The 15438-nt window shown below is 71.7% G+C and carries 17 protein-coding genes and 1 tRNA gene; 7 read left to right on the forward strand and 11 right to left on the reverse strand.

The window, feature by feature from the left end; translation table 11 throughout:
• Positions 1-38 precede the first annotated feature (38 nt).
• Positions 39-123, reverse strand: a tRNA-Leu gene (locus DFI_RS01170).
• Positions 124-264: 141 nt separating this feature from the next.
• Between DFI_RS01170 and DFI_RS01175 the strand changes: the two genes are divergently transcribed.
• Positions 265-906 carry a GDSL-type esterase/lipase family protein gene (locus DFI_RS01175; protein WP_043778754.1) on the forward strand — a complete coding sequence of 214 codons (642 nt, stop codon included), beginning with the start codon at positions 265-267 and terminating at the stop codon, positions 904-906.
• Positions 907-925: 19 nt separating this feature from the next.
• On the opposite strand, the gene DFI_RS01180 is transcribed toward DFI_RS01175, so the two are convergent.
• Entirely contained in the window at positions 926-2980 is a 2055-nt protein-coding gene (locus DFI_RS01180) for a prolyl oligopeptidase family serine peptidase (RefSeq protein ID WP_162145425.1), read from the reverse strand.
• A 38-nt stretch (positions 2981-3018) separates the two neighbouring features.
• Positions 3019-3489 (reverse strand): hypothetical protein, encoded by a 471-nt coding sequence (locus DFI_RS01185; RefSeq protein WP_155864567.1) that lies wholly within the window; start codon positions 3487-3489, stop codon positions 3019-3021.
• Positions 3490-3616: 127 nt separating this feature from the next.
• On the opposite strand from DFI_RS01185, the gene DFI_RS01190 reads away from it, so the two are divergent.
• A complete protein-coding gene (locus DFI_RS01190; protein WP_027463572.1) occupies positions 3617-4489 on the forward strand; it encodes a hypothetical protein in 873 nt (290 codons plus the stop codon).
• The gene (locus DFI_RS01195) at positions 4486-4848 is read left to right on the forward strand and encodes a hypothetical protein (RefSeq protein WP_027463571.1); all 363 of its coding nucleotides are present in this window, start codon (positions 4486-4488) and stop codon (positions 4846-4848) included. The genes DFI_RS01190 and DFI_RS01195 overlap by 4 nt, the downstream gene beginning before the upstream one ends.
• Positions 4849-4916: 68 nt before the next feature.
• Here DFI_RS01195 and DFI_RS01200 read toward each other — a convergent pair whose 3' ends face one another.
• Positions 4917-5609 (reverse strand): DUF2270 domain-containing protein, encoded by a 693-nt coding sequence (locus DFI_RS01200; protein WP_051138506.1) that lies wholly within the window; start codon positions 5607-5609, stop codon positions 4917-4919.
• A gap of 265 nt (positions 5610-5874) precedes the next feature.
• Here DFI_RS01200 and DFI_RS01205 point away from each other — a divergent pair, with 265 nt between their 5' ends.
• Positions 5875-7251, forward strand: a complete 1377-nt coding sequence (locus DFI_RS01205) for a S8 family peptidase (protein WP_027463569.1) — start codon at positions 5875-5877, stop codon at positions 7249-7251.
• 53 nt (positions 7252-7304) lie between these two features.
• Here DFI_RS01205 and DFI_RS01210 read toward each other — a convergent pair whose 3' ends face one another.
• From DFI_RS01210 to DFI_RS01235, 6 genes are read right to left on the reverse strand one after another with little or no spacing between them, the layout of a single operon-like run.
• Entirely contained in the window at positions 7305-7949 is a 645-nt protein-coding gene (locus tag DFI_RS01210) for an MBL fold metallo-hydrolase (protein ID WP_027463568.1), read from the reverse strand.
• Between the two features lie 24 nt (positions 7950-7973).
• Positions 7974-8945, reverse strand: a complete 972-nt coding sequence (locus DFI_RS01215; RefSeq protein ID WP_027463567.1) for a DNA polymerase III subunit delta' — start codon at positions 8943-8945, stop codon at positions 7974-7976.
• The gene (locus DFI_RS01220; protein WP_027463566.1) at positions 8942-9703 is read right to left on the reverse strand and encodes a metallophosphoesterase family protein; all 762 of its coding nucleotides are present in this window, start codon (positions 9701-9703) and stop codon (positions 8942-8944) included. Before DFI_RS01220 ends, DFI_RS01215 begins: the two co-directional genes overlap by 4 nt.
• Before the next feature lie 60 nt (positions 9704-9763).
• Positions 9764-10807 (reverse strand): S66 family peptidase, encoded by a 1044-nt coding sequence (locus DFI_RS01225; protein WP_027463565.1) that lies wholly within the window; start codon positions 10805-10807, stop codon positions 9764-9766.
• Positions 10792-11313: a GNAT family N-acetyltransferase gene (locus tag DFI_RS01230; RefSeq protein ID WP_027463564.1), complete on the reverse strand. Its 522-nt coding sequence runs from the start codon at positions 11311-11313 to the stop codon at positions 10792-10794. Before DFI_RS01230 ends, DFI_RS01225 begins: the two co-directional genes overlap by 16 nt.
• Positions 11310-12209 (reverse strand): carbon-nitrogen hydrolase family protein, encoded by a 900-nt coding sequence (locus DFI_RS01235; protein ID WP_043778750.1) that lies wholly within the window; start codon positions 12207-12209, stop codon positions 11310-11312. Before DFI_RS01235 ends, DFI_RS01230 begins: the two co-directional genes overlap by 4 nt.
• Positions 12210-12347: 138 nt before the next feature.
• Here DFI_RS01235 and DFI_RS01240 point away from each other — a divergent pair, with 138 nt between their 5' ends.
• The 3 genes from DFI_RS01240 to DFI_RS01250 all read left to right on the forward strand — a co-directional run bounded on the left by DFI_RS01240 (position 12348) and on the right by DFI_RS01250 (position 15074).
• Positions 12348-12986, forward strand: coding sequence for a DNA-binding protein (locus tag DFI_RS01240; protein WP_051308016.1), 639 nt, complete (start codon positions 12348-12350; stop codon positions 12984-12986).
• Between the two features lie 79 nt (positions 12987-13065).
• Positions 13066-14151 (forward strand): PilT/PilU family type 4a pilus ATPase, encoded by a 1086-nt coding sequence (locus DFI_RS01245; RefSeq protein WP_027463562.1) that lies wholly within the window; start codon positions 13066-13068, stop codon positions 14149-14151.
• Between the two features lie 395 nt (positions 14152-14546).
• On the forward strand, positions 14547-15074 hold the full coding sequence (locus DFI_RS01250; protein ID WP_027463561.1) for a GNAT family N-acetyltransferase: 528 nt from the start codon (positions 14547-14549) through the stop codon (positions 15072-15074).
• Between the two features lie 9 nt (positions 15075-15083).
• Here DFI_RS01250 and DFI_RS01255 read toward each other — a convergent pair whose 3' ends face one another.
• Entirely contained in the window at positions 15084-15437 is a 354-nt protein-coding gene (locus DFI_RS01255; protein ID WP_022800502.1) for a DUF2089 domain-containing protein, read from the reverse strand.
• Between the last annotated feature and the right edge of the window lies 1 nt (position 15438).

Genomic DNA, 15438 nt, shown 5'->3' on the forward strand with positions numbered 1-15438 from the left:
ACAGCAAGAACCCCCAGCCTCGCGACTGGGGGTCTTTGTGGTGCCGAGGATGGGATTTGAACCCACACACCTCGCGGCGCTAGTCCCTGAAACTAGTGCGTCTACCAATTCCGCCACCTCGGCACACTGGATTGGTTACGCCCCGGGGGGCGCGTTTCAGGCTCAGTTAATTTACTCAGTTCGGGCGGTCCTGTCAACCGGTGCCAGCCCCCTGCCCAGGGCGGCGTTTTGACAGCGGCCCGCCGGGCGCGGTATCACGCGGGCATGGCCGTGCACCTGCCCACCGAACCCCTGCGCGCCCTGTTCATCGGGGACAGCATCACGGACGTGGGCCGCCGCGACGACCCGGACGGCCTCGGGCACGGGTACGTGGCCCGCATCCGGGAGGAACTGCTGTGCCGCGACCCGGCGCACGCGCCGGAAGTGCTGAACCGCGGCGTGAGCGGCGACACCGTGCGTGACCTGGCGCGGCGCTGGCAGGTGGACGTGCTGGACCTGGACCCCGACCTGCTGAGCGTGAAGATCGGCGTGAACGACGTGTGGCGCGCGTTCGGTACCCGCGCGCACGAGGCGGTGCCGGAGGACGAGTTCCGGGAGACGCTCACGGCCCTGCTGCGCGCCGTGCAGGCGCCGGACCGCACGCTGGTGCTGGTGGCGCCCTTCATGGTCGAACCGGACCGCCGGGATGAGATGCGCGTGCAGGTGGTGCGCCGCGCGGCGCTGGTGGCCGAGGTGGCGCAGGAGCTGGGCGCCGCCCTGGTGGAGCTGCAGCCGGCCTTCGACCGGGTGATGCGGGTGTCCCCGCCGGTGTGGTGGTCCGCGGACGAGGTGCATCCCACCCGGGCCGGGCACCACCTGATCGCCCGGGAATGGCTGCGGGTCGCCGGACCGCTGCTGCAGGCCTGAGCAGTCCGGCGGGGTCCTTTCAGCGCAGGTGGTGCTCCAGGAAGGCGAGGATGTCGGCCCACTCGTCGATCAGCAGCGCCGTGGGTTTGCCCGCGCCGTGCCCGCCGCGCGTTTCCAGGCGAAGCAGCGTGGGCGAGTCGCCCTGCTGCACGTGCTGAAGCTGCGCGCCGAACTTGAAGGAGTGGCCGGGCACCACGCGGTCGTCGTGGTCGCCGGTGACGATCAGGGTGGGCGGGTAGGCCGCCGCCTTCAGGGCGTGCAGCGGGGAGTAGGCGAGCAGGTGCCCCAGCATGGCCGGGTCGTCGCTGCGGCCGTAGTCGCTGGCCCACGCCCACCCGATGGTGAACTGGTGGTAGCGCAGCATGTCCAGCACGCCCACCTGCGGGATCGCCGCGCCGAACAGGTCCGGGCGCTGGGTCATGCAGGCGCCCACCAGCAGCCCGCCGTTGCTGCGCCCGTGAATGCCCAGGTGCGCGGGCGCGGTGACGCCCGTGCGGATCAGGTGCTCGGCGCAGGCGATGAAGTCGTCGAAGACGTTCTGTTTGCGCTCCAGGGTGCCGGCCTCGTGCCAGTCCTTGCCGTACTCGCCGCCGCCGCGCAGGTTCGCCTGCACGAACACCCCGCCGCGTTCCACCCAGGCGAGCCGCGCCGCGTTGAAGGCGGGTTTCAGGGCGTTGTTGAACCCGCCGTACCCGTACAGCAGGGTGGGATTCGTGCCGTCCCGCTTCAGGCCGCGCGGCGCCACGATGAACATGGGCACGCGGGTGCCGTCGTGGCTGACCGCGAACTCCTGCGTCACCTCGAACTTCGAGGCGTCGAAGGCGGGAATCTCCGTACTCAGGGGTTCCAGGCTGCCGCCGGTCACGTCCAGGCGGTAGGGGGCCGGGCGGGTCAGGAAGGACGTGAAGGTCAGGAACACCTCCGGGTCGTCCGGCTGGGTGTGCAGGGTCTCCACCGCGCCGGGGCCGGGCAGGGGAAGGTCACGGACCTTCGCGCCCGTGCGGTCGTGCAGGGTCAGGCGGTGGCTGGCGTCCCGCAGGGTCAGGAGCAGCAGCCCGCCGGGCACCAACGCGCTCTGCTCCACGGCGTCCGGCCCTTCCGGCACGAGGTCGCGGCGCTCCCCGGTCGTGAGGTCCCAGGTGATGACCTTCCCGCGCGGGGCGCCCTCGTCCGTGTGCAGGTAGAAGAGGGGGCCGTCATTGCCCAGCACCTCGAAGGCCGCGCGGAAGTCGCCCACCAGTTCCCGGAAGGCTTCGGCGCGGCCCAGCGGCCGGACCCACACCTGATTTTTCCGCGCGGTGCCCTTCCACACGTGAATGACGAGGTACTCGCCGTCGTTCGTCACGCGGGCGCGGAAGCCCCAGTCCGGTTCGTCCGGCCGCTGAAGGGCCACCTCGTCCTGCGCCTGGGGGGTGCCCACGCGGTGCAGCATCAGGCGCTGGTTGCGGTTGGTGCCGGTCAGCGCCCCGCCGGAGGCCGGCGCGTCGTACGCCGCGTAGTAGAACCCGGACTCGTCCGGCAGCCACGCCGCCCCGCCGAACTTGCTCCACTCCAGGGTGTCCGGCCGGTCCTCGCCGCTCTCCACGTCCCGGACGCGCCACGTCACCCAGTCGCTGCCGGCGCTCTGCGTGCCGTACGCCAGCAGCCGGCCCTGCGGGCTCACCGACGTGCCGGCCAGCGCCACCGTGCCGTCCGCGCTCAGGGCGTTCGGGTCCAGCAGCGTGCGCCACGGCCCGCGCGGCGAGGGGGCCACCTGCAACAGGGGCTGGTTGAGCAGCCCCGGGTTGACCTGCCGGAAGTACTGCCCGCCGCGCTGCCAGGGCGCGCCCTCGGCCGGCGCGTCCCACAGTTCCCGGATGCGCGCGCGGTAGGCGTGGCGCTCCGGGAGGTCCGTCAGGTGCGCCTCGGTCAGGACCCTCTGCGCCTGCACCCAGGCGCGCGTCTCGGGGCTGTCGGGGTCCTCCAGCCAGCGGTAGGGGTCGGCCACCCGCACCTCGGCGCCGGAGGCGTCCAGGTACACATCCACATGGTCGCCCCTGGGCGACGCCGGATACGTTGTCTTCACGCCCCGCATCCTGCCACGCGGGCCGGCGCCCGGTGCTCGACCCAGGGTTACTTCGTGGTCTGCAGCTGCAGGGCCATCTGCCGGTTCAGCGCGCTGGCGTTCGACGCCACCGCGTACGCCGAGAGCAGTTCCGCCCGGGTGGGCGCGTTCGTGCCGCACACCGCCCCCACGACGACCTTGAGGTCCATCGCCAGGTGCGTGACGTTCGTGAGCCACTCGTAGGTGCGGGTCGCGGTCGCCCAGTTCAGCGGCGTCAAGAACGCCGTGTACTCCGCCGTGAACAGCGGATCGAAGGTCTTCACGTCCGCCGTCCAGGCCGCGCAGCTCTGCCGCAGCGGCGCGGCGTCGCCGGTCGTGGCCGCCGCGTACAGCTTCTGGTGCACCTCCACCACCAGGGCACTCAGGGGACCGCTCAGGCGCGCGATCTTCGCGTTCATCGCCGCGTCGTTCGACTGCGCTCCCGCCCCGCCCAGCACCAGCACCGCGCCCAGCACCACACCCGCCCGCACACTTGACATGCGCGCAGCCTACCCCGCGTCCCGCGGCGCACGATCAGCGGAACCTGACGCAGCATTCATGCACCGCCCCCCGGGGCGATCGGCCCGATCCGGCGGCGCGGGAGGGTTTGCTCTGTAGACTGTGAAGGTGAAGGTCGGACTGCTGCACTCTGACGCCGCGCGCCTCGGCGCGTACTGGAAGGCGTACCTGAAAGAACTCGGCGTGGACCTCGTCACGCCCACCCTGCCCGACGCCGAGGCCCTGCAGGTCGGCCGGGACAGCCTGCCGGGCGAGAGCGTGAACGTGCAGCTCGCCCTGGGCCGCATCCTGGGCCTGGGCCGCGTGGACGCCGTGCTCGTGCCCCGCTGGAGCGCCGTGAACGGCGACGCCTGGAGCGAGGCCCTGACGGAACTGCTGCCCCGGCGCATCAGCGGCCTGCCGCTGCTGATCCCGGTTCCGGACGGCCCGCCGGACCTGGAGAACGCCGCCGCCGAGGTCGGGCTGCGCCTCTCGCAGAACGGTGGGCGGGTCAGGCTCGCGCTGGAACGCGCGCGGCTGCTCGCCTCCCCGCGCGAGGAGATGCCCATGCTCAGCCGCGCCGGGCGGGCCACGGTGGCCGTCATCGGCCCGCGCGCCCTGCTGGCCGAGCCGCACCTGAGCGCCCCGCTGCGCGCCGAACTGGACCGCCTGGGCCTGCACGCCGTGTACAGCCCGGACCTGCCGCACGGCGACGTGATGAAACGCGCCGAGCGCATGGAGCAGCCTGCCCCCACGGCCGGCGAACGGGAACTGTTCGGCGCGGCGTCGCTGCTGTCCGGGAAGGGCGGCGTGCGGGGCCTGCTGTTCGTGACCTCCGCCCGGGACGGCGCCACCCACGCCGCCCTGGACCGCCTGGCCGCGCGGCAGCACAAACCCACCCTGGTGCTCGAACTGGACGCCGACCAGACCGATTTCACGGCGCTGGAGGCCTTCCGGGACCGCGTGACCCTGGGTGAGGGCGGGGCGGGGGAGGGCGCGTGAACCCCTGGCACTGGCTGACCCGCCCGGACCCCACGCCGGGCTTCACCACGGGCAAGCTGCTGAAACTGCTGGCGCGCATCCTGATCTTCGCGGTGATCGCCACGGTCCTGTCGTCCCTGCTGCAGATGACGCCGCTGAAACCCTACCTGGAGACGTGGTGGGGCAGCCTGATCTTCGTGCTGATCCTGTACATCCCGGCCGCGAAGCTGCTCAGCATGAACGACATGTTCGTCCGCCCCGCCCCGCGCGGCGCCGCGCCCGGCAAGGCACAGACCCTGAGCAGCGCCGAGCGCCGCAAGGAACGCCACCGCTACGCCGGCGTGAAAAAGAGCGCGCCCCGCCAGGGCGGCCGCCGCTAGGCGCCAGGGCACACAGGAGTGCGGGCAGGGGACCATCCCCTGCCCGCACTTTTCTTCCAGGCCGCTTCTCAGCCTTCTTCCAGAGGGTAGGTGCGGAACGCCCGCACCGCCAGCCAGATCAGGTGCAGGTAGAACAGGGCCACGCCCAGCGCCACCAGCCACCCGGGGAAACTGCCGATGTCGGCCAGCGTGAATGCCTCCGGGAAGCTCAGCACCCAGCCCTTGGGCTGTGCGAGGTCCAGTTTCGCCAGCCACGCCACCAGCACCGCCGTGTAGATCCACAGGTAATTGCGGCCCAGGCGCCAGCCCAGCGCGTCCGCGCGGCTCATGGGGCTGCGCGGCTTGGCCAGTTCCGCCAGCAGCAGCTGGTGCCAGTTGGCGTCCACCCGGTCACCCAGCATGGCCGGGTAGAAGAAGCGCTCCATGATCCGCACGCGGTGGTGCGCGATCTCGAAGGTCCGGAACCGCCGCGCTTCCAGCCGCAGGAAGAAGTAGTTCATGAACATCGCGAACAGGAACGTCGCGTGGCTGTTGTTCACGTCCCCCAGCGCGAAACTCGCCAGACCGGCGGTCGTCACCACCGACCAGTTGGTGGTCATGTCCAGCCGCTGCCGGTACGCGGTCATCTTCCCGACCTCGGCCCGGTACAGGTGAATCAGGGCGTTGGCGGTGTTCGTGCTGTAACTGGCCTCCGTGACCGCCGGCAGCGGCGCGGGCGGACTGGCCGGAGGCGTGACGGGAAAGGCGGCAGGGTCAGTCATCAGGGTCCAGGAGGCCGGCACGGCCTGCCCCCAGCCTACCCCAGGCGCCTCAGTGCCCCGGGCAGTGGGCGGCCAGATGAACAGACGAGACTAAGGCCGGATTAAACCTCAATGCGAACCCCTTCACATCATCGGCGGCCGGGCGCCCGGTACAGTTCCCGAACTGCGAAAACCAGTACCGGCACCGCCGACCCCGCCCCGGGGCCGGACCGTTCAGTCATCTCTGCCGCCCCGGGCCGCGCCCGGAAGTGTCCCAGGAGGATCCATGAACCCAGCCCGTCTCGCCGCCCTGATGACCCTCGCCCTGACCCTTGCCGCCTGCGGCCAGAACAGCACCCCCGCGGCCGAAGCGCAGATCCCGGCCGGTGAACCCGCCGCGGTGAGCCCCGCCACGCCCGAATTCGTGGAAGGCGAGGTGCTCGTGCAGCTGCAGAGCGGCCTGAGCGCCCAGGGCCTCACGGCGCTGAGCGGGCTGGGCGTGCAGTCCCTGGAAACCCTGGCGGTCACGAACGGCGCGCCCCTGCTGCGCATGCAGATCAGCGACGGTGCCAGCGTGCAGGCGAAGATCGGGCAGCTGCAGGCCAGCGGCATGGTGCGCTTCGCGGAACCCAACTGGGTGTACCACCACCAGGCCACCGCCAGCGACAGCTACTTCACGAACGGCACCCTGTGGGGCATGTACGGCGACGCCAGCAGCCCCGCCAACGCGTACGGCAGCCAGGCCGCCGAGGCCTGGGCGCGCGGGAACGTCGGCAGTGACGGCGTGTACGTCGGGATCATCGACGAGGGCTACCAGTTCGACCACCCCGACCTGAAGAACAACGCCTGGACCAACCCCTACGACCCCGTCAACGGCGTGGACGACGACGGCAACGGCTACGTGGACGACACCCGCGGCTGGGACTTCGCCAACGGCGACAACAGCGTCTACGACGGCGGCACCCGCGGCAGCCAGGACAGCCACGGCACCCACGTCGCCGGAACCATCGGCGGCACCGCCAACGACGGCGGCGTGGTCGGCGTGAACCACAACGTCACATTCATCAGCGGCAAGTTCCTGGGCCGCCGCGGCGGCACCACCGCCAACGCCATCAAGGCCGTGGACTACTTCACCGACCTGAAAACCCGCCACGGGATGAACATCGTCGCCACGAACAACAGCTGGGGCGGCGGCGGGTACAGCCAGGCGCTGTACGACGCGGTCGTGCGCGCCGCAAAGGCGAACATCCTGTTCATCGCCGCGGCCGGCAACAGCGGCACGAACAACGACACCACCGCCAGCTACCCCAGCAACTACGACACCTCCTCCTCCTCCGCCGGGTACGACAGCGTGATCGCGGTCGCCGCCATCGACAAGGCCGGCGCGCTCGCCAGCTTCAGCCAGTACGGCGCCAAGAGCGTGGACCTCGGCGCGCCCGGCGTGGCGATCATGAGCAGCGTGCCCTACAACGGCTACAGCAGCTACAACGGCACCAGCATGGCCACCCCGCACGTGACGGGCGGCGCGGCCCTGTACGCCGCCAGCCACCCCGGCGCGACCGCCAAGCAGATCCGCGACGCGATCCTGGGCAGCGTGGTCGCCACCAACAGCCTGAACGGCAAGACGGTTACCGGCGGCCGCCTGAACGTCAGCGGCTTCTGAACCAGGACTAGGCACGTGGCCCGGGGACGCTCCCCGGGCCACCTGTCATGCCCTCAGCGCAGGAAGGGGTTCGTGCGGCGCTCGAAGCCCACCGTGGTGCGCGGCCCGTGCCCCGGGTACACGCTCACGTCGTCCGGCAGGGACAGCAGTTCCCGTTCCAGGCCCGCGATCAGCTGCGGGTGGTCGCCGCCCGGCAGGTCCGTGCGCCCGATCCCGCCCTGGAACAGCGTGTCCCCGGCGATCACGAACCCGGGCCCCAGGAACACCACATGCCCCGGCGCGTGCCCCGGCAGCTCCCGCACCCGCAGGCTCAGGTCCCCGGCCGTGAGGGTCTGGTCCTGCCTCAGGGCATGCTCCGGGTCGGCGGGCTGCACGAACGGCAGGTTCCAGCGCGCCGCGCTCGCCTGCCCCAGCCGGTACAGCGGCAGGTCCGCCGGATGCAGGTGCACAGGCACGCCCAGCGCCTCGCGGGTGGCCTGTACCGCGCCGATGTGATCGAAGTGCGCGTGCGTGAGCAGGATCGCCTGCACGCTCACCCCGGCGTCCCGCACCAGTGCCAGGATCCGTTCGGCGTCGTCGCCCGGGTCGAACAGGAAGCCCTGCCCCTGCGCTCCCGCCACCAGCACCGCGTTTTCCTGCAAGGGCCCGGTGGGCAGGGACCACACCCGCACCGGCCCGTGATCAAACGGTTTCACCATGACGCGCAGTGTAGAGCCGCGCCCTCAGGCGGACCCCAGCGCCTCCCGGAGCCGCAGCGCGAACACCTGAAAACTCAGGGCCGGGTTCGCGTACGCCTCCAGCGCCTCCTGAAGGGCTTCCAGCGCCGTGTCCGCCCGGGCGCGGGCCGGCGGCGGCAGGTGCCGCCACGCGAAGCGCAGCGTCTCCGGGTGCCACGCCGCGTCCCAGTGCTTCTCCAGCGCGGAGGCGGCGTCCAGCGCGGACAGCAGGCCCTCCTCCAGCGCGCGGGTGAAGTCCGCCGCGCCCGCCAGGGCTGCCAGGACAGTGACGTGCTCGGCCAGCACGCCCGCGCGCCCCGCCGCGAACGCCACCAGGTCCGGGTCCGGACTCACGCCGGCCTGCGCCAGCGCGAACTCCAGCGCCCGGTCCGCGACCGGCGGGACGCTCAGGCGCCCGCTGCGGCTCACGATGGTCGGCAGCACCGACCGCACGTCCTCCGCGATGAACACGAACAGCGCCCCGTGCGGCGGTTCCTCCACCAGTTTCAGCAGCGCGTTCGCGGCCTCCTGCCCGAGGAACTCCGCGCCGTTCACCACCACCACCCGCCGCCGGAAGGTCGGGCGGACCTCCAGGAACTCGTAGACGTGCACCTCGTAGTCGCGGCCCTTGTCCCGCCCCTCCAGCACCGCCCCGATGGGGATGATCCTGCGCCGCGCGGCCTTCCCGGTGGTGGTTGTGGCGCGCGGCTCCACCAGCAGCACGTCCGGGTGCCCGCCCGCCGCCAGCGCCCGGCACGACGGGCAGGTGCCGCACGCCTCGCCGTACATGCCGCGCACCCCGGAACAGTTGTGCTGCGCCGCGACCGCCAGTGCCAGCGCCCGCCGCCCCACCCGGGCCGGGCCGGTCAGCAGCAGGGCATTGCCGCGAAACGCCCCCGTCTGCTCCAGCAGCGGGCCGTGCAGGGTCGCGGCCGACAGGGCCGGCAGACCGCCCAGCGGCGAGGCCGGGTCCGTCATTTGCCCAGCGTCAGGCGCGCCGCCAGGACTTCCGGCAGGCCCGCCTCCCGGATCAGGGCGCCCGCCCGTTCCACGTCATACGTCACGCGCACCACCTCGAAGTGGTTACGGGCCGTGTCGTACACCCCGTAACTCGCCTGCGGATTCCCGTCCCGCGGCTGCCCCACGCTGCCCGGGTTCAGGATCACCCGCGCGGTCGGCGGCACCAGGTAACTGCCGCCCTCCGCGAAGGTCTGCGACTTGATCCACTCCCCGACCGGGGCGTTCAGCGTGGCGAACACCGCCGGGGTGTGCGTGTGCCCCACGAACCCCAGCCGCCCCTGCCAGCCCTGGAACGCCTCCCGGGCCGCGGTGACGCTGTCGGTGTAGTCGTCCAGGCTCAGGGGCGTGCCGTGCCGGTAACGCGCGCCGACCTCCGGGTCGTCCACACCGTCGCGCCACAGCCGCAGCCACTCCAGGTGCGCCGGGGTGAGCCGCTCCAGCTGCGCGCGCAGCGCGGCGTACACCACGCTCTGCCGGCCGGAGTCCGCGCCGCCCGCCAGGCCCAGCAGCATGTGCTCGTGGTTGCCCTGGATGCACACCGGGTCCAGGTCCCGCAGCACGTCCAGCACCTCGTTCGCGTGGGACCCGTACCCGACCGCGTCGCCCAGGCACACCACCTGATCGAAACGCCGCGTGCCGGCATCCTTCAGGACGGCCTCCAGGGCCGTGATGTTCGCGTGAATATCGGAAAGCAGCAGCAGCCGCACGCCGCGCATCATACCCAACCCCACCTCCCCTCACCGGGACAGGTCTTCCCCCGGCCGGCACCGGCGCCGTTACGGAAAGACCGTGATCCGCCCGGCGGGCGGGTCCAGCCGCGCCCGGCCCCCCAGCGGCAGGGTCAGCTGCGGGCTGGTGTGCCCGAAATCCACGTTCGCCACGACCGGCAGGTCAGGGCGCCCGGCCTCCCCGAGCACGCGCCGCACCCAGCCGTACAGCGCCTGCACCTGCTCGGGGGCGTACCCGCGCGGGCGGGCCAGCAGCAGCCCGGCCAGCCCGGCCAGCAGGCCCTGCGCCGCGTAATTGCGCAGCCAGTACCCCACCTGCTCGGGCGGGGGCACGTTCTCGCTGGTTTCCAGCGCCAGCACCGCGCCCCGCCACAACTCCGGGGCCGGCCAGCCGGGCGTGCCGACCAGCATGTCCAGCACCTCCACGCACCCGCCGATCAGGTGCCCCTCCGCCGGCCGGTCGCCCTGCACCCACGTCCAGCCGTCCCCCGCCCGGAAGGGCCGGGGCACCTCCTGCAGCGCCGGGTCCGCCCAGTCCTGCCAGTGCTCCGTCCACTCCGGTGCGGGCGACAGGTCGAACGGCGCCGGCTCGTCCACCACCGCCCGGCGCACCCCCTGCACCACGAAGGGGTGCATCCCGCCGTTCTCCGCCAGGTCCGTCAGCAGCGCCGGGCCGTGGTAGGCCATCACGCCCGCCCGCAGGAAGTGCAGCAGCGTGACCGTGCTGTCACTGAACCCCAGGAACACCTTCGGGTGCCGCCGCACCAGCCCCGCGTCCAGGTGCGGCAGCAGGCGCACGCTGTCATCCCCGCCGATCACGCTCACCATGCCGTGGATGCCGGGGTGCTCCAGCGCCCAGTGCAGGTCGTCCGCGCGGGCCGGCGGGTTCGCGTCCAGGAAGTCCGGGCCGCGCAGCGCGTTCGGGGCCGGCACGACCTCCCACCCGAACTCCGCGGCGCACTGCCGCACACCCGCCCGGTACCGGTCCATCACGGCCGTCACGAACCCGCTCGACAGGCTCAGCGCCGCCACCCGCGATCCCGGCCCCAGCCGCGGCGGCCGCACGAAGTTCAAGCTCACAGGGGCCGCCACATGAAATGCTCCTGCAGCACCTGCCCGGCCCGGCGGATCGCGTCCGGCTGCGTGCCCCACACCTGAAACCCGTGCCGCTCGTACAGCCGCCGCGCGGCCGCCTGCGTGTCCGTGACCGCCAGATGCAGGCTGGTCAGGCCCTCCCAGGACCGGGCGTGGTCCAGCGCGGCGCGCATCAGGGCGTCCCCGGCCCCCTGCCCGCGCGCTTCCCGCAGCACCGCCACGCCCAGCACGTCCGCCCGGTGCGCGAACCCCGGGCTGTCCAGCCGGACCAGGGTCAGGATGCCCACCAGCGCCTCCTGGCCGTCCGGGCCGCTCAGGAACGCCCCGAACGACACGCGCGTGTCGCTGGGCGTGACCCGCTGGGCCACCTGCTCCAGCGGCAGCGCCGCGAACCGCTCGGCGGTCGTGCCGAACGCGAACGGGTCACTGCTCAGGGTCGCGTACCGCACGTCCCAGTAGGGCTGCGCGTCCGCCGCGCCCAGCGCCCGGACGCGCACGCTCACGCCCCGGCCTCCACACCCGCCCGCTCGGCCGGGGTGGCCCGCGTGAGCGCCGCCTGCCGGTCCCGCCAGTTCAGCACGTGCCCGTCCACGCGCACGTTCCGCGTCAGGGCCAGGTCCAGGTCCGCCACCAGCCAGCCCGGCTCGTTCCAGCCGCCCGCGGCCACCACCCCGTCCTCCGGCAGGCCGTTGTCGGCCGGGGCGTACACGCCCGCCGCGCCCACAGCGTCCTCCACCGCGTACGTCCACGGCGCGTCCGCGATCAGCGGCGCGTGCACCGCGTAACACTGCCCTTCCAGCGCGCGGGCCATGCTGCCCACCCGCACCCGCGTGTACCCCGCCCGGGACCCCGTGAAGGACGGCACCACCAGCACCTCCGCGCCCGCCTCCGCCAGCTGCCGCGCCAGGTGCGGGAACTCACTGTCGTAGCAGATGGCGATCCCGAAGGTCACGCCCGCTGCCCCGAACACCCGCACACCCGACCCCGGCGCGATGTCCCATTCCTCAGCCTCGAAGCGCGTCATCATCAACTTGTCCTGATACCCCAGCAGCCCCGATGGGCCGAACACGTACGCCCGGTTCACGAACGCGCCCGCGTGCGCCACCGGCAGGCTCCCCGCCACCACCGTCACCGCGTGCTCGCGGGCCAGCCGCTCGTGCAGCGCCAGGAAGTCCGGCAGGAACGCCTGCAGCGCCGGGCGCATGCCGTGCATGTCGTGGTGCAGCGCCCCGGGCAGCAGGCTGATCAGTTCCAGCGGCGCGTACTCCGGGAAGACCAGCAACTGTGCACCCTGCCCGGCGGCGTCCGCCACCCAGCGCTCCACCTTCGCCGCGTACGCTGCCCAACTTTCCAGGTACTCCACCGGGTACGCCGCCGCCGCCACCTTCAGGACCGTCATGCCCCGCAGTGTACGCACCCCTCCCCGCCCCCCACCTGTCCCAAATGGCCTACAGCGCGCATTTCCTTCACCGAGACTGCCGGCTGGACCGCGTTCCACGGAGGGAACCGGCGAAGGCTGAACCGCGTACAGTAAGGCATGAGCCGCCGCCCGTCCCCGCCCACCGTGCTGCTGCCTGCCGTGATCACCGTCGCCACCGTCGGCGTGGCCGCCGGGGCCGCCTATCTGGCCCGCAACCGGCGCGGCGACGTGAAGAACGCGGTCGTGAACCGCGTCCTGGAAGCGCCCGCCGGCCGCAGCAGCTACCAGGAACTCCAGACCGCCCTGGAACGCGCCTCCGTCGCCCTCGCCGCCCGCGCCGACCGCGCCGCGGACACCCCCGGCAACCGCGACCTGCTCATGCACATCATCGGCATCGAACGCTGGGGCCAGGAACGCCTGAAAGTCGCGCTGGGCCAGAAACCGTACGTGGAGGACACCCACCACCCCTACCGGCCCGAGGGCGGCCGCAGCCTCCCGGACCTGCGCGAGGACCTCTCCCGCACCCGCTCCGGCACCGTGGACCTCGTGCGGCAACTGCACCGCACTCCGCCCGAGGACGCCCTGACCGTGAACCACAACGCCCTGGGGCCCCTCACCGCGAAAGCCTGGGTGCGCTACCTCACGCAGCACGCCGACCTGGAAAGCCGCAAACTCCGCGCGCAGAAACCCGGGCAGGACGACCCCGGCACGGCGGCTGCCGAGACGGTCACGGCCGGCCCCACCCGCTCCGGCTGAACGGCCAGACGCGCACCGTGAGCGCTTTACGAGAAACGCAGTAAAATTGTAAGAACCCCCCCCGTACGCTCAAGGCACCATGACCAGTGTCCTCAACAGCGTCCTCACCGCCATCGTGAAAGAAGGGGCCAGCGACATCCACCTGCGCTCCGGCAGTGCCCCCGCCGGACGCGTCAACGGCGTCATGGTCCGCTACGGCGACACCAGACTCAGCCCCGAACACGTCGAAGGCTTCGCCCGCGAAATGATGATCCGCCCCGGCATGTGGGACGAATTCCAGCAGACCCGCGAAGCCGACTTCGCCTACGGCATCGCCGGCCTCGCCCGCTTCCGCGTGAACGCCTACTACCAGCGCGGCACCATGGGCCTGATCATGCGCGTCATCGAGGAAAAAGGCATCCCCAGCTTCGAACAGCTCGGCCTGCCCCGCGAAACCTTCGAATACTTCGGCGCTCAGGAACGCGGCCTGGTCCTCGTCACCGGCCCCACCGGGTCGGGCAAGACCACCACCCTCGCCAGCCTCATTGACCACATCAACGCCACCCAGCCCGTCAACATCGTCACCCTCGAAGACCCCATTGAGGTCCTGCACAAGGACAAGCAGGCCATGATCAGCCAGCGGGAACTTGGCATCGACACCATGAGCTTCTCCAACGGCCTGCGCGCTGCCATGCGCCAGGACCCGGACGTCATCCTGATCGGTGAGATGCGCGACAAGGAAACCGTCGAGGCGGCACTCTCCGCCGCGCAGACCGGGCACCTGGTGCTCAGCACGCTGCACACCCAGGACGCCATCCGCACCGTGAACCGCATCATCGACTTCTTCGCTCCCCACGAACGCGACCAGATTCGCCAGGGCCTGAGTGAAAGCATCGTCGGCATCGTCAGCCAGCGCCTGCTGCCCAACGCCAGCGGCGGCCGCGTCCTCGGCATGGAAGTCCTGCTCGGCACCCCCACCATCAAGGAATGCATCAAGGACGAAAACCGCACCGAGGAGATCAAGCAGGCCCTGATGGAAGGCGGCGCCCGCGGCATGCACACCTTCGACCAGCACCTCGCCAAACTTGTCGAGTACGGACAGATGACCGACGAGGACGCCATGGCCAGCGCCACCAGCGCCCACGAACTCAAGATCATGCTGATGCGCCACCAGTTCGCGTCCTGAAGAGCAGGTCCTCCTGCGCCAATCGCGTCAAGAAGAGTGAGCGACCGACCGTGAACGGATGGGCCACCAAAACCTGATCGCCCATCCAACATGATCTGCAGCTCAAGCTTGGAAATCACCCCGCGTTCGTGCGGGGTGGTTTTTTGGGCTCACCGGTGACCCCGCCGATGGGGACGGGTGAACAGCGCTCCGCTGAGGAGATGGGGGTGGGCGTTGTTCGGCTGGCCAGGCGCGGTCGTTGGCCTTGAACAGGGCGTCATCCACGGAATGTGCGGATTCGGTTCCCAGGCCCTGACGCTGTGCGTCAAACGGCCGGCATCGCCCTTCGTCTTCCGCTTCTGCACCTCTGGGCGATATGTGGCTGGCGGGAACGGTCCTGAACGGTACGGTGGGGCATGACGGTTTCGGTTCGGGCGGCTGGGGTGGCGGATGCGGCGGGCATCGCGGCGGTGCACACGCAGAGCTGGTCGGAGACTTACCGGGGCCGGATGCCGGACGCGTTTCTGGACCGCATGACGTCCGGGGAGATGCAGGTGCGGCGGGAGGCAGGCTGGGCGCAGACCGTCACGCAGGGGGCGGAGGTCGTGTGGGTGGCCGTGCTGGGGGGGGAGGTGGTGGCGTTCGCGTCGGCGGGCGAGGCGCGGGACCATCCGGGCGTGGCGGCGGAACTGCTCACGCTGTACAGCCTGAACCGGGTGCAGGGGCGGGGCGTGGGGCGGGCGCTGCTGCACGCGGTTTTGCGGGAGGTGCGGGCGCGGGGGGCGGGCAGCGCGGCGTGCTGGGTGCTGGACGTGAATCCCGCCCGCGCGTGGTACGCCCGGCAGGGCGCGCACGAGGCGGGCGGGAAGGTGCAGGCCATTCCGGGCGGGGAACTGCGGGAGGTGCGGATGGTCTGGCCGGACCTGGGGGCGCTGCCGGACTGAGGGGGCCGGTTACCGCCGGAGTTTGCGGGCGGCCTCGTCGGGGGTGATCTCGCCGCGTTCCAGGCGTTGCAGGATCTCTTCCTGCGGGTCGGGCGTTTCGGGTTCGTACCCGATGGCGCGCAGCAGGGTGTCGAAGCGGGCGCGGACGGTGGGGTAGCTGATACCCAGCACCCGCTCGACCTCCTTGAGGTTGCCGCGCACCTTGATGTACAGGCGCAGGAAGTCCAGGTTCTCCGGGGTCAGGGTGGCGAACTCGTTGAGTTCGAACACGCCCTTGACGGTGGTGCCGCTGGTCGGGAAACGCAGTTCGGTGACCAGCGGCGCTTCGGTCTCGTCCGGGAAGGGCAGGGGCAGGGGGCGCATG

Origin of the sequence: Deinococcus ficus (genome assembly GCF_003444775.1) — a bacterium.
GTDB classification, from domain to species: domain Bacteria; phylum Deinococcota; class Deinococci; order Deinococcales; family Deinococcaceae; genus Deinococcus; species Deinococcus ficus.